We start from the raw sequence: 13,525 nt of genomic DNA, 5'->3' as shown, positions 1-13,525 counted from the left end.
AGTCCGAACCATGGCCGGATTTGGTTCTGGCCAATCCCGCAATCGAACTCGGCAAATTCATGTTTGAGGCCGATCGGGCCGCATGGTCTCATTGCAACTTTCTTCGTCGGGCTTTGGCGCTGACCATGAACACCTGGGTCAGGGTGGACCGGCAAACGGCGCCAATGTAGGTGAATTTGTGGGGCAATCGGCATTATCTCCACCCGCCGCCATCGCCCCTCCGAGCCGCATAATCATGGCGGCCAACCGCAAGGTCCCAGCCCCGCCCGCCATCTCGACCACTACCGCGCCCGACAAGCCGGAACCCGCAGTCCGGCTGAGTCCGCTCTTTACCCCCGCATTCATGTACGTGATGTTTGCGATGGTGGTGCTGCGGCGCATTTACGGACCGCTGCCGCAGTTCATCGCCGCGGACTTGGGGACCTCGGTGGCCCTGGTGGCCCAGTCGCTGACGGTGGAAACAATCTTCTCGGTCGCCGCCGCGCTGTTGATCTCGCCGCTGGCCGATTCGCTCGGCCGCCGCCCGGTAATCCTGGTCGCAATCGCCGTGCGCACGCTGGGGGCGGGTCTGATCTGGCTCTTCCCCGGCATTCCGACCCTTTTCATCGGCGCGGCGCTGCTCGGTTTCGGCAACGGGATCGTGTTTCCGCAGATCTTCTCCACCGTCGGCGACCTCTTCAAAAGTCAGCCGCGCGATCGGCTCATCGCCTGGCTGCTGGTAATCTCCCGGTTTGCGTTTCTGGCCGGCCCGCTGGCTTCGGGTTTCCTGGCCGAGGCGTTCCACTGGTCGGCCGCGTTCGCGGCCGGTTCGCTCGTCTCGGTCGCCGCCCTGGTGCTGGCTTGGTCCGTCACTCCGCGGGGGACGACCCGGCCCGGCTCGTTGCCGGCTGTCATCACCACCATGGCCGGTGCCTACCGGCACCTGATCGGCGACCGGGTGACTACCTTGACCCTGATCGCCAACATCGTGTTCGTAGTAGGCGGCTACGGCATCGACGTGTATTTCGGGGCGTTCGTGGCCTTTTCCTACGGACTCTCGCCCGATCAGGTCGGACTGCTGCTCACCGTCGGGCCGGCGGTCGCGATGATCTCGACCTGGATTTCCGGCCGCATCCCGGCCCGGCGCCGCGGTTGGGCATTGGTGGGGGCCAGCGTCATCTTTTCGCCCCCGCTGGCGATCCTGCTCAACTTCCCGGTCGGTCCGGGGTTTGCGATCGCCATGTCGGCGGTGTGGTCGTTCGGGGTAGGTCTGCGCTCGGCGTCGCTCAACGCCACCGTCCTGGATCTGGCCCCGGAACACCGCGGCGCGATCACCGGCCTGATGCAGGTGAGCTATTCGGCCGGGATCATGCTCGGGTCGGCACTAGGCGGAGTGGCGCTGGCGCTGGGCGGCTACTCGGCAATGGGGATCTTTTTCAGCTGCTGTACCCTCGTTAGCGCGCTTTTATTTGCGATCGCCTGGCGCGGCATCGCCGGACGGGTCCAGGAGTTGGGTCAATAAGCAAGCGACTGACGCCGTCAATCCGGTCGGAATCATGGCGCCGCTTGGCATTGGCGGCAGCGGGCCTATGGCTTAGCGGCTTGTTTCTGGGCGCCTGCAACGGGCCGACGCCCGAGCAATCCCCGCGACCGGCCGCGCCGGTTGCGGAAAAGCCAAATCAACGGTCGGAAGCCCCGCCGCCGCAGACCGCGCCAGCCTCGGCCCCGGCACCCCCCGGCGAACCGATTGCCGACCCTCCCCCGGCCGGGCCGTTGCCGGCGGCGGAGGCCGCCGAGATCCGCCCGGCCGCGCTCGGCAGCGTGGACCTGGTGCCCGTTTTTCCGGCCCTTGCTTTCGAGCGCATGGTCGGCATGCAGTATCCGGCCGGCGATCCGAGCCGCCTCTACGTTGTTCTGCAGGAAGGCCGCATCGTCTCGGTCGCCAACCACGCGAACGCCGATTCGCATCGCGTGTTCCTGGACATAACCGACCGGGTCAGCCGGGCCGGCAACGAGGAGGGGCTGCTCGGCCTGGCGTTCGACCCTCAATTCCTCGACAGCGGCCACTTTTACGTGTATTACTCCGCCGCCGGGCCGCGACGCTCGATCCTTTCCCGGTTTACCGCAGTGGGCGGGCAGGTCGACCACGCGAGCGAACTGGTGGTGCTGGAAGTCGGTCAGCCTTATTCGAATCACAACGGCGGTGAAATTGCGTTCGGGCCGGACGGTTACCTCTACGTCGCCCTCGGTGACGGAGGTCGGGCCGGCGATCCGATGGGGCACGGCCAGAACAAGGCGACCCTGCTGGGATCGATCCTGCGCATAGACGTTGCCCCCCTCGACGAGCAAGGCCTGTACTCGGTCCCGCCGGACAACCCCTTCGCCGGCGATCCGCAAGCCCGGGGCGAGATCTGGGCCTGGGGATTGCGCAACCCCTGGCGGTTCTCGTTCGACCGCCTCACCGGCGATCTCTGGACGGCCGACGTCGGCCAGAACCTCTACGAGGAGATCGATCTGATCCTGCCTGGCGCCAACTACGGCTGGAACCTGATAGAAGGATTCGACTGCTACGGGGCAAGCGAATGCAGCCGCGACGGTCTGACGCTGCCGGTGATCGAGTACGGCCGCGAGGACGGCTGTTCGGTTACCGGTGGGTACGTATACCGGGGATCGCGCCTGCAGTCGCTGTACGGTGCCTACGTTTACGGCGATTTCTGTTCGGGCAAGATCTGGGCCCTTCGCTACGAAGCCGGGTCAGTCACCGCGCACGCCCTGATCGCCGACACCGACCTGCAGATCGCCTCCTTCGCCGAAGGCCCCGACGGCGAGCTCTACGTCCTGTCGTTCACCGGGCGCGTGTACGGGTTCTCGGAAGCCGATTCGCGGGGTTGACCGCGGTCGTCCGGCGCTGTCCGCGCCGGGGCCCAACTTACGATTTAGGAGGGTGCGCGGCCCGCTGACCGGGCCCGGGGCTTCGATTTGAACCACGAATTCATCGGCGAGTTGGCGATCATCGGCGCGTTGGCGGTGGTGACCACGCTCGGCTTGCACCGGATTGGGCTCCCGCCGATAGCCGGCCTGCTGGTGACCGGCGCAATTGCCGGTCCGCACGGCCTCGGATTGATCGGCGACACCAACCGCATCGAGCAGATCGCCGAACTGGGCGTCATCCTGCTGTTGTTTGCGATCGGGCTGGAATTCTCCCTCTCGCGGCTGCGGTTCATCTGGAAGGCGGTCGCGGTCGGGGGCTCGCTGCAGGTCGGCATCACGACCGCGGCAACCCTGGCGATCCTGATGGCCGCCGGCGAAAGCGCCGAGCGCGGAATCGTTTTCGGCCTCGCGGTGGCGCTCTCCAGCACGGTGCTCGTGCTGCGGGTCCTGTCCGGGCGGGGCGAATTGGCCGCACCGCACGGCCGGTTCATCGTCGGCGCCCTGATCTTCCAGGACCTGCTGGTGATACCGCTCACCGTGCTGATTCCGGTGCTGGCCGGGACTTCGAGCCAGTACTTCCTGCTTGATGCTTCCTGGGCCATTGTCCGGGCCACGATCGTGGTCGTGGCCACCCTGGCGGTGGCCAAGTACCTGGTGCCGCGAATATTCCGCGCCGTCGACGCCACCCGCACGCGCGAGGTGTTCCTGCTCGCGATCGTGGCCGTTGCGCTCGGTTCGGCCTGGGGGATGAACCAGCTGGGGCTCTCGTTTGCGCTGGGCGCCTTCCTGGCCGGCATGCTGCTGGCCGACACCGATTACGGGCATCGTGCCACCAGCGACATCATTCCCCTGCGCGATGCGTTCGCGAGCTTTTTCTTCATCTCGCTGGGGATGATCTTCGACTGGCGAGTCCTCGTCGAATCGCCGGTGCTGGCCATCCTGATCGTCACCGGCCTGGTTTTCGGCAAGGCGCTGATCGCGTCGCTGGCTTCGCTGGCGATGCGGAACCCGGCCGGCGTCGCCTGGCGGTCCGGCATTCACCTTGCCCAATTCGGCGAGTTCGGTTACGTGGTCCTGCTGCTCGGTGCCAGCGCCGGTTTGATCGAATCCTCCGAGGTAAGCCTCATCGTCACGACCGGAGTGCTGAGCATCCTGCTGTCGCGGCTGCTGATGCACTGGGCGGGGGGACTGCACGCCGGGGAGGCGATGCTGCGCCCGCTCGCGCGGCTGCTGCGCGCCCGCGGCGTGGATGAAGCCACCCCCCGGGACTCGACGCTAAGCGACCATGTCGTGATCGCCGGGTACGGGGTCGCCGGACGACTGCTGGCGCAGACGCTGGACCAGGCCGGTTTTCCATATCTGGTGCTCGAACTCGACACCGAGAAAGTCCGGGCCGGCCGGGCCCGCGACGAACCGGTTTACTACGGCGACATTACCAGCCCGGAAGCCCAGGCCCACGCCCGGATCAAGTTCGCCCGCGTGATGGTCCTGCTCATCGATGATCCGTCCGCGATTCAGCGCGCCGTGGTGGCCGCCCATGCCGAGTCGCCGCAGCTGCCGATCCTGGCCCGGGCCCGGAACCTGCGCGAGCGCAACCAGCTGCTCCGGCTCGGCGCCGGCCACGTCGTCTGCGAGGAGCTCGAGAGCGGAGCCGAGATGGCCGCCTGCGTGCTCAAGACCCTGGGCCTGGAAGGCACGTCGATCCGCACCGAGCTGAGCCGCGCCCTGATCCTGACGCAGTCGGAGAACCTTACCGACATGACCGGATCGTGGATCGACTCGGCTGACCGCGAAACGCGCTAGCCGGGAGCATTCGACTCCGCGGCCAGATGCCCTCCGGAGGGGCCGCCGGCACGGCCGTTCATGCCGGTTCAGCCGGCTGAAAGTCGGGGTGCCAGGTCGATAGGTGATCGCGGTGCGTCGGCGAGTAGGCGCCGGGCTTGAAGAACCTGTCGTAGAAGTCAAGATCCAGGTGGTGGACCTGCATGAACCACATAAGGTGCATGGTGTCGACGGTCCCGGGAAACTTCCCGTACGTGTCGTAGATGTAGTTGCAGACTGCCTTGGCGCAGGCTTCCCCCTCCGGGCTGGTGTCGGGGATGCCGGACTCGTACCGTTCGTTGGAAATCGTGTGCGGGACTTGGCCGCCGCGCTCCAGGAACTCGCCGAGTCCGCCGCGGGTGCCCGCGATGATCGAATCCACGGCGGCGTCCATGTCGGCGAAATAGGGCGGGCAGTAGCCCTCGAACACCCCGTCCATTCCCACCGGGTTGCGTACCAGCTGCATCCCCTTCGGAGCCACCGTACGAAACCCCATTTCCTCAAGGACCTCCAGGGACAGGAAGCCGCAGTGCATCCACCCGCCCAGGCCCATCGCCTCGGTCGCCAGGAACATGTTCTGGCAGGCGATCGCCGCCTCGTTGAACGTGAAGTAGATCGCTTCCCGCTCCAGGACCGACAGCGGCAGCGCTTTTTTCTTGTCCAGGAAACCGCTATCGGCCCATTCCTGGGTCCCGGCGGGACGGAAATCGTAGCGATCGTCGACCACGTAGAACCCGCCGCCGGTACCCCCGGCGAACCGGCCGCCCTCGCCGTCGACCATCTGGATGGTCAGGTTGATCAGCGAAGCGCTTACGTCGCAAACCGGCATGAAGAGGGTGCAGCCCGGACGGTTGTTGTCCCAGTAGTTGTGGGCAAACATGGGCGGCGCGCGACGCGGAATGTCAAGCCGGCCGTCCTTTAGTTTCCGGCGGTTCTTAAGGTACTGCGCCACGACTTGCGACCGATCGCCCTCCGATTCGACCTCGCGCATGCGCTTGGCGGCCGAATCCTGCAAGTCCATAACGTAGACCCCGGAATCGTTGGTCAGGAACAACTGCGTCCGATGGACCGAAAGCGCGCTCCCGAACGTGCGGCCCGCGCCGCGGATCATCGCCCCCGGGCGGGCCAGGTCGGAAAGGACCGTTCCCGAAATCCCCATCCCGGCGGCGACCAGCAGCGCTTCCTCCAGCGGGTCGAGCGGCAGCGGGGGCTGTTCGGACTTGTAGCGGAAGGGTCCTTCGTCCAGTTCGAACCCCATTCCGAAACGGCGCGAGCGGCGCCCGTACAGGGCCTCGAACAGCGGGTACTGCCAGACCCGGTTAACGTGCGCCGAATCGTCGGTCGGACCTACCATCTGTCCCTCCTCACCTTGACCGGGTCGCCGCACGACGACCCCGCGACGTTGCGCCACAGGCCTCGACGCACCCGCCCCGGGGAATCGCCCGGCCGGATCGGTCGTTGTCCGCGCCTGATCATCCTATTGCCCGGCCGGATCGGTCGCCGGCGCGTCGGCTGCCAGTCCTAGCGGCGCGCCCGCGCCGGACCTTTACCGCCAACCGCAGAATGAACGGCATCAACAAAATCCCAGCCGGGAAAGCTGAGACGATGACTGATTTTTCGGGCAAGGTCGCGATCGTCACCGGCGGCGCGCTGGGCATCGGCCGGGCCGGCGCCCTGGCCTTTGCGCGCGCCGGAGCGGCGGTCGTGATCGCCGACATAAACGAGCCTGAGGGCAGGCGCACGCTCGCCGACATCGAGGGCGGCGGCGGCCGGGGCCTATTCGTTCAAACCGACATGGGGCACAGCGCCGACTGCAAGGCCTTGGTGGATGCGACCGTGCAAGCGTTCGGGAGCGTCGACATCGTCTTCAACAACGTCGGAATCCAGCCCCCGGATTCCTACGTGGACGCGGTCGAACTGGACGAGGACCTCTGGGACCGGATCATCGCGGTCAACCTCAAGAGCCGCTTCCTGATGGCCAAGTTCGCGATCCCGCACATGCGGGCCCGCGGCGGCGGGGTGATCATCAACACCGCCAGCGTCCAGGGCCTGCAGTCGATGCCCGGGGTTTCGGCTTATGCGGCCAGCAAGGGCGGCGACCTATCGCTCACGCGGCAGCTGGCGATCGATTTCGCCCGCGACAACATCCGCGTATTGGCGATCTGCCCGGGGACCATCGACACCCCGCTGGTTCGCGCCGCCACCACCCACGTCGGCGGCGACATCGATCTGGCGCTCCTCGATTACGGGGAAGACCATCCGCTGGGCAGAGTCGGTCAACCCGAGGAAGTTGCCGCGGTAGCGCTGTTCCTGGCCAGCGAGCAGGCCTCGTTCATGACCGGCAGTCACGTCGATGTCGATGGCGGAATCCTGGCCGTGGGCAACTGGGCCGGCGGCGCCGGGGCACAGACTTAGCCGCCGTCCGCTCCCGCCCGGCCACCGTAGGAGAGTACCCGGGCACCGCTTGAATCGAGCGTGATCAGTACCCTCGATCCGCCCGCTCCGGAAACCCGTTCGGCCAGTTCCCGTAGTTGCTCCGGCTCCATGGTCCCGGCCGTTCCTTCGGCTTCGGCCCAGGCAAAGGTCTCGACCCGGTAACCAAGCGTCCGCTCGATATCGGCGACTATTCCTTCGGCGCCGGGGCCCGAAAGCACCGTCACCGATCGGCGCCGTGGCTTGGCCCGGGCCGGCTCGAGTTCCCGGTCGTTGCGGTTTATGTGCCAGAAGTAAAGCAGGAACGGCAGCGTCGCCGCCGTCGCCCCGACGGCGCCGCGGCCCTCGTACAGGAACTCCAATCCGAAAACCCCGGCCAGGACATCGTTTAGCAGGACGTACAGCAGGAAGCTGAGACTGCCGGTCAGGACGAGCGCGGCGGCGCCGAGAACGCTGAAAACGAATACCTTGCGCGCCACCGCCGATTGCTCTTCACCACCCGGGAGCGCCGCCCTCTGCTGCGCGAGCCGCCAGTACCCCAGGAAGACCGGTGCCCCGACCAGGGCCAGGGCGATCGCGGTCGCGAGCGGGTCAAGCTGCGAGCCGGCGCCGACCAGGATCCCCTCGTCAGATCGCAGGAGCGATTCGGCCAGGTGCGCAGTCGCGATGCCGATCGCCGCCGACAGAGCGGCCAACCCGAACCCGGCCAGGGAGTAGGTGTAGACCCGCGACCCGGAGACCGCTGCCAGCGGCGATTCATCGACTTCTCGCAGCAGAATCGCGCGGTGGTAGACCCAGATCGCCAGCCCGACGACCAGGGTCGCGATCCAGTTGGGCGTGGCCGCAAAGTGCGACGCTGTTTCTTCGGCCGGGTTGCCGATCAGCCAGGTAAGCAGCATCACGCCGACGGCGGTAACCGCGATCATCGACAAGAGGTAACCGCCAAGCAGTGCGGCCGCGTAAACATACGCCTGCCGCAGCGCCGAATCCCCCGAACCGGCGCCGAAGTACAGGAAATGGGTGCTCCAGGCTGCACCGCCGGTCAGCGCCAATGCCAATCCCGAGACCATGGTGTCTCCCCAAAGCCGGGCGTCGGTCGAAAGCAGATCGCCGGGTCCGAATGCCGCCTGGTAGCCGGCATCAACGACTGCGAATACCGCCATTCCGACCCCGGTGGCGCCGATGATTAGGGTGATTGCAGCGGAGCCGTAGACGTAAAAGCGCCGCGCCGCCACGCCGGGGCCGGCCGACACCGGGGCCGAGCCGACGTGCCAGTGGTATACCCACACCGCGCCCCAGACTATGGCGAACGACCAGGCCGAGGGATCGAATTCCCCGCCGCGCCCGATCTCCAGCAACCAACGCACGATCTCGTAGGCGACGACCAGCAGGAATACGCCGGCTATGGCCAGCACCAGATAGACGTACAGGCTGCGCAGCAGCGCCTGGGCCTCGGCCGGGCGGTCCAGCGAGCGCTGGATATGGCGCCAGTGGATCCCCCACACCGCCAGTCCGACGACCGTCAGCGAGATTCCAATCGCCAGCGGCTCGCGCGAGGCCGCGATCACCAGTTCGCCGAATAGGCCCTCGAGCGCGAACCGAACTATGTAGTAGACCCCGCCGGCGCCGACCAGGAGCCCGATCAGGGCGGCCAGGTAGAAATAGCAGCGGCGCACCGACACGGCGATCGGCTCGCCCCCGTTGGCCGCGCCCGCAGCCCTCCGGCGGGAGATCGCAAACGCGATCGCCACCGCTATCACCAGCGGCGAGAGCAGCACGAGAAACGCCAGCGCCACGTCTAGGTCCATCGGTTCGCTCTCAATCTGCGCCCGGCCCGGTCACGGCTGCGGCGGAACCGGCGCTTCGGGAGGCGCGGGCGGATCCGGGCAGCCGTAAAACGGCCGCGGATACTCGCTGAACCGCCATGCCCCGTCACCACCGACCAGCCGATACCGGCGCTCGTGGGTCCACTGATTGGCGGCAAACGGCCCCTCAAACTCTGATTCGGTCACCCGGACCGTCACGATCAAGGTGTCGCCGACCATTTCGGTTCCCTGCAGCGTGACCCGCGCGTCGGCGGAGCTTCGATCGCGGAAGGGCAAATTGTCCTCCAGCGGGCATGCCTGCTGGAGCTCGTCGGACAGCAGCGCGTAGGCGGCGTCCCAATCGCCGGCGGCGACCGCAAGTTCATATTCCTGCACCAAGGCCTCCGCCGACCCTCTCGGGAATTCGGCTTCGCGCTCGACAATGGCGGCGATTGCAGCGGCCAGCATCAGCAGCCCGAGCAGCAGCACCCCGCCCGCCGCCAGCAGGGTTCCTCGCCTTTCCTTAAACCCGTCCACCGCCGCCTCCCTTGTCTCCTCAAACCCCTTACGGTTCCGGAGTTGCGATCGGATCGATTCTCGGTCGCGATGCGGTTCCCGGCAATCGCCGGTTCGGTCGGGCCCCAAACCGGCGAGCCCGTTCCGGAGTCCGGCGCCCCGCGCGCCGCCCAGAATATCGTGCCGACCGGTTTCCGAGAGTGAGCCCCCGATGCCCCTGGCGGTCTACGATTGCCGGACCGACATTGCCAACCTGCTGGTAACGCCGCAGATCCGCGCCCGCTTCATGCGCCTCGAACCCGGCGAGATCGCTGCAACCCACTCGCACGACCTGGGTCAGGAGGTTTTCCTGGTGCTCTCCGGCCGGGCCGAATTCACAATCGCCGGCGAGGTGGCCGAGGTTGGTCCGGGCCAGCTTTGCGTCGCCCTGGTCGACCAGCTCCACTCGGTCCGCGCGCTGGGCGAGGAGCCAATGACCATGTACCTTTCGGTCACCCCGCATATCCAGCCGACGCACACCTTCTGGCGATCGGACGGGCAACGGCTTCCGCACCGCTTCGCGCCGTCGGCAGCGTACGGTCACCGGACCGACAGCGCCACACCGCTGCAAGAACTCCTGAACCGCCTGCAGTCGGCGACCAGGGCACTGCGGGACTCGGCCCAGCACGCCGGTTCGGTCCAGTCCGCCAATTCCGGGGAATTGACGCGGGCGATCGAGGCCGGCGACCTGGAAGGCGCCGACGAACGGCGCGACCTGATCTGGGACGCGCTGTCAGAGGTCCACCGACGGTCGGCCGAACTGGCGGACATCTGGAACCACGTCGCCCCGCGGGCGGGCCGAACATGACTGCGGCCGAGCCCAGGGTCCGGATCGGAGTCATCGGCTGCGGCGCCATCGCCCAGGTCCAGCACCTCCCGTTCCTGTCCGAATTGGCCGAGGAGTTTGAACTGAGAGCGGTCTGCGACGTTTCCCCTGGCGCGGTCGACCACGCCGCCCGGCTGTTCCACGTGCCCTTGAAGTTCACCGATCACCGCGAGATGCTGGCCGCCGACATCGACGCGGTCCTGCTGTGCCAGTCGGATCCGAAGACTGCGGCGATCATCGACTGCCTGGAGGCCGGCAAGCACGTCTTGGTCGAAAAACCGATCTGCTTTTCGCGGGCCGAATCCAGCGCCATCAACGAGGCGGTCGCGAGCGCGGGCAAAGTCGCCCTGGCCGGTTACACCAAGCTCTACGAACCGGCTTTTGAGCGTGCCCGGGGCGAAGTTTCGTCGATGAAGGATGTGCGCTTCGTGCAGGTCAACCACCTGCACCCGAGAAATGACCTGCACGTGGCACAGTTCCGCACTCGGAGCTTCGACGATGTCCCGCCGGCGGTGGTCGAGCAAAACAGCGCCGCCCGCGCGGCGGCGATTCACGAAGCGATTGGTGAAGTCGAGCCGGCGATCATTCGGGCCTTCGGGCTCCTTTCGGGAAGCCTGATCCACGATCTATACGGGCTGCGCGCCCTGTTCGGGCGGCCGGCAACGGTAGCCAGCACCGAGATCTGGCAGGACGGGCTGGCCGTATCAACCACCCTCCAGTACGCTCCGGGGTTTCGCTGCGTGGCCACCTGGGTAGATCTCCCCGACCTGTGGAACTTTCACGAAACGCTGGAGGTCTACAGCCCCCGCAAACGCGTGTTGATCTCCTACGAAACCGGGTTCTCCCGCGCGCACTCCCGGATCCGCATCCACGGCATCGACAAATCAGGTTCGACGTATTCAACCGAGCCGGCCCTGGACTGGGAAAGCCCCTTCCGCCGCGAGCTACGCCATTTCCACGCGTGCATCACGCGCGGCGAGCGGCCCCGTTCGCCGATCAGTGAAACCGGCCATGACATCGATCTGATCATTGAAATCATCAAAGCCCATCTCGATCGGCCCTAGCCAATGAGCCTCCGGGCGCATTCGGCCTGGATCCTGCGCTGATTTTTGGCCCAGGGGCTGTAAACACGACAGGGTCAATCCGCCGGAACCAATTGCCGTGAGCCGGCGATATGGGATCCGGTTTCTTCGATCCGCAGTGTCCCGAATTTCGGTTTCCGGAGGTCCAACGACTATTGACGTCAAGCGTGACATCGTCACCGTCGTTGTCACCGCTGTTTTCGTGATCATCAGCCCAATGTCCACTTATCGTTGTCCAATTGACGGTCATTACGATTCGTGACAGTGTCACTGACATTGTCAACGTACTTGGAGGATCAGGATGCCGGGTTGGAAGGTCCATTTCGACTTAGTTGCGGACCTCTCCCGCCAAGGGCGGCGCGAAAAAATCGCCGCGATCTGCGCAGTCACTCAGGTATTGACTGCCATTCCCATCCCTCCGCATGTGCGCGAGCGCCTGAACAACTTGAACATCATTAGGGCAGTCCGCGGCACGACCGGAATTGAAGGGGTCGAACTCACCGAAGAGGAAGTGGCAGATGTAGTCAATTCCGAACCTAGCGCCCCTGTGCTGCCGGTCGGCCGTGAGCGCGAACAGACTGAGGTGCGGAATGCTTACGCGCTGATACAACGCATCCAGGGACTATTGACGGCCGAGCCCGACCGGCCGCTGACCGAGGAGCTGATCCGCGAATTCCATCAGGTCCTTAGCCAATACATCAGCTACCCCGACAACGATCCAGGCAGGTACCGCCGCCACTCGGCCGTCGAGAGCGGGGGTTCTTTTCGCTACCCGGCGCCGGGTGAGATCCCGGGTCTGATGACTGGATTCATGGACTGGCTGAATCGCGGCAGGGGCCGGTCCCTGGACCCGATCGTGCGGGCGGTCGCGGCCCATTTCCTGTTGGTGAGCATCCACCCGTTTGGAGACGGCAACGGACGCACCGCACGGGCCGTCGAGTGTTACCTGCTTTTTCAGGCACGCATCAACGTGACCGGGTTCTACTCGCTGGCCAACTTCTACTACCAGAATCGAAACGAATACGTCAACCGGTTGAATCAAGTCCGATTCGAATCGGACCCCGACATCGGCCCGTTCATCGACTTCGCACTCGAGGGGTTGATTGCCGAGCTTGAGGAAGTGCGCAGAACGCTGATCGACAAGGTACGAATCAGCGCATTCCGCGACTACGCGATCGACCGGTTGCGGATCGCGGGAAGGCTCGGGACGTCTCCCGGCGAACGTCAATTGTCATTCCTGCTCGAACTCGGTTCTGGAACGGTTGCCTTCGCCGACCTGTTGGGCGGACACCATCCGCTTGCGTTAATCCACCGGCACGTCGGTTCCCGGACGCTGCGCCGCGACCTGCGTGAGCTCGAGGATATGGATCTAATCGTCGTGGAATCCGGCATTGTCCGCGCCCAGCTTGAGATCATGGACCAGTTCACGGCGTGGCCGGAACCCTTTGGCTGAGCAGGCGCCGCTTTCCGGGCGAGGAAGCTGATCGAAACCAGCTGGCTCGTTTGCCGGTAGCGGGTGAGGGCGGATTCCAATCTCGGGCTGCAAACCATGCCGCAGGGCCAGCGACGTTTGATTTTGCCGCTGTTTATGGATTCCGCCTGCGCGGCAGCCAGCGTCCGACCCGTTCGCAGTATCCCGCGTATTCGTCGCCGAACTGCCTGGCCAGGCGCGGTTCCTCGTATATGCGAAGAGATAGAGACAAAAAGGCAAATATCGCAACCCCGTAAATCGCCACCGCGACCGACCCAAAAAGCACCGCCCAGCCGGCAATGATGGCCAGCACCGCCAAGTACATGGGATTGCGAACGTACCGGTAAAGACCACGCGTGACCAATTGCCGGGGAGCGTCCATGGGCGCCGGCGTTCCCCGGCCGAACCGGACAAAGTCCCACGCGCAGCGCGCATACACGGCAACGCCCAGGGCGAACAAAAGCCCGGCGGCCGCGGCCGCCGGGCCGGCCGACACGGACCTATCGCCGGCAAGCAGCAGCGGCACAAGAACCGCGAAAACGCCCTGCGAAATGACCGCAAAGATGGCGGACTTCAGATACAGCATCATGGCGACCGCGGGGCCCGGTCGGTTTCGGAGGAC

General features: G+C 65.8%; 11 protein-coding genes. 7 read left to right on the top strand and 4 right to left on the bottom strand.

Annotation, left to right across the window (positions count from 1 at the left end; all coding sequences use genetic code 11):
• Positions 1–82: 82 nt before the first annotated feature.
• The 3 genes from F4X41_07520 (at position 83) to F4X41_07510 (ending at position 4,713) form a co-directional block, all read left to right on the top strand.
• The gene (locus tag F4X41_07520; GenBank protein MYB16864.1) at positions 83–1,501 is read left to right on the top strand and encodes an MFS transporter; all 1,419 of its coding nucleotides are present in this window, start codon (positions 83–85) and stop codon (positions 1,499–1,501) included.
• 251 nt (positions 1,502–1,752) lie between these two features.
• Positions 1,753–2,871 (top strand): PQQ-dependent sugar dehydrogenase, encoded by a 1,119-nt coding sequence (locus F4X41_07515; protein ID MYB16863.1) that lies wholly within the window; start codon positions 1,753–1,755, stop codon positions 2,869–2,871.
• An 87-nt stretch (positions 2,872–2,958) separates the two neighbouring features.
• Positions 2,959–4,713, top strand: a complete 1,755-nt coding sequence (locus F4X41_07510; protein MYB16862.1) for a sodium:proton exchanger — start codon at positions 2,959–2,961, stop codon at positions 4,711–4,713.
• Positions 4,714–4,771: 58 nt separating this feature from the next.
• Here F4X41_07510 and F4X41_07505 read toward each other — a convergent pair whose 3' ends face one another.
• Positions 4,772–6,085 (bottom strand): hypothetical protein, encoded by a 1,314-nt coding sequence (locus F4X41_07505; GenBank protein ID MYB16861.1) that lies wholly within the window; start codon positions 6,083–6,085, stop codon positions 4,772–4,774.
• A gap of 251 nt (positions 6,086–6,336) precedes the next feature.
• On the opposite strand from F4X41_07505, the gene F4X41_07500 reads away from it, so the two are divergent.
• Positions 6,337–7,146 carry an SDR family oxidoreductase gene (locus tag F4X41_07500; protein MYB16860.1) on the top strand — a complete coding sequence of 270 codons (810 nt, stop codon included), beginning with the start codon at positions 6,337–6,339 and terminating at the stop codon, positions 7,144–7,146.
• Here F4X41_07500 and F4X41_07495 read toward each other — a convergent pair.
• Both F4X41_07495 and F4X41_07490 read right to left on the bottom strand, forming a co-directional pair.
• Entirely contained in the window at positions 7,143–8,972 is a 1,830-nt protein-coding gene (locus F4X41_07495) for a hypothetical protein (GenBank protein MYB16859.1), read from the bottom strand. The two genes, F4X41_07500 and F4X41_07495, sit on opposite strands and share 4 nt — an antisense overlap.
• Before the next feature lie 30 nt (positions 8,973–9,002).
• Positions 9,003–9,437: a hypothetical protein gene (locus F4X41_07490; protein MYB16858.1), complete on the bottom strand. Its 435-nt coding sequence runs from the start codon at positions 9,435–9,437 to the stop codon at positions 9,003–9,005.
• Between F4X41_07490 and F4X41_07485 the strand changes: the two genes are divergently transcribed.
• From F4X41_07485 to F4X41_07475, 3 genes are all read left to right on the top strand, one after another.
• Positions 9,412–10,332 (top strand): cupin domain-containing protein, encoded by a 921-nt coding sequence (locus tag F4X41_07485; protein ID MYB16857.1) that lies wholly within the window; start codon positions 9,412–9,414, stop codon positions 10,330–10,332. The genes F4X41_07490 and F4X41_07485 overlap by 26 nt on opposite strands.
• The gene (locus F4X41_07480; GenBank protein ID MYB16856.1) at positions 10,329–11,414 is read left to right on the top strand and encodes a Gfo/Idh/MocA family oxidoreductase; all 1,086 of its coding nucleotides are present in this window, start codon (positions 10,329–10,331) and stop codon (positions 11,412–11,414) included. Before F4X41_07485 ends, F4X41_07480 begins: the two co-directional genes overlap by 4 nt.
• A gap of 319 nt (positions 11,415–11,733) precedes the next feature.
• Complete coding sequence (locus tag F4X41_07475; protein MYB16855.1) at positions 11,734–12,885, top strand: Fic family protein; 1,152 nt, start codon at positions 11,734–11,736, stop codon at positions 12,883–12,885.
• Between the two features lie 133 nt (positions 12,886–13,018).
• On the opposite strand, the gene F4X41_07470 is transcribed toward F4X41_07475, so the two are convergent.
• On the bottom strand, positions 13,019–13,492 hold the full coding sequence (locus F4X41_07470; GenBank protein MYB16854.1) for an isoprenylcysteine carboxylmethyltransferase family protein: 474 nt from the start codon (positions 13,490–13,492) through the stop codon (positions 13,019–13,021).
• Between the last annotated feature and the right edge of the window lie 33 nt (positions 13,493–13,525).

The sequence above is a fragment of the Chloroflexota bacterium genome (assembly GCA_009840625.1).
In the GTDB taxonomy this organism is placed as follows: Bacteria; Chloroflexota; UBA11872; order UBA11872; family VXNJ01; genus VXNJ01.
Note: the sequence above shows the minus strand (reverse complement) of the source record. Positions and strands in the feature narration are given on the sequence as shown.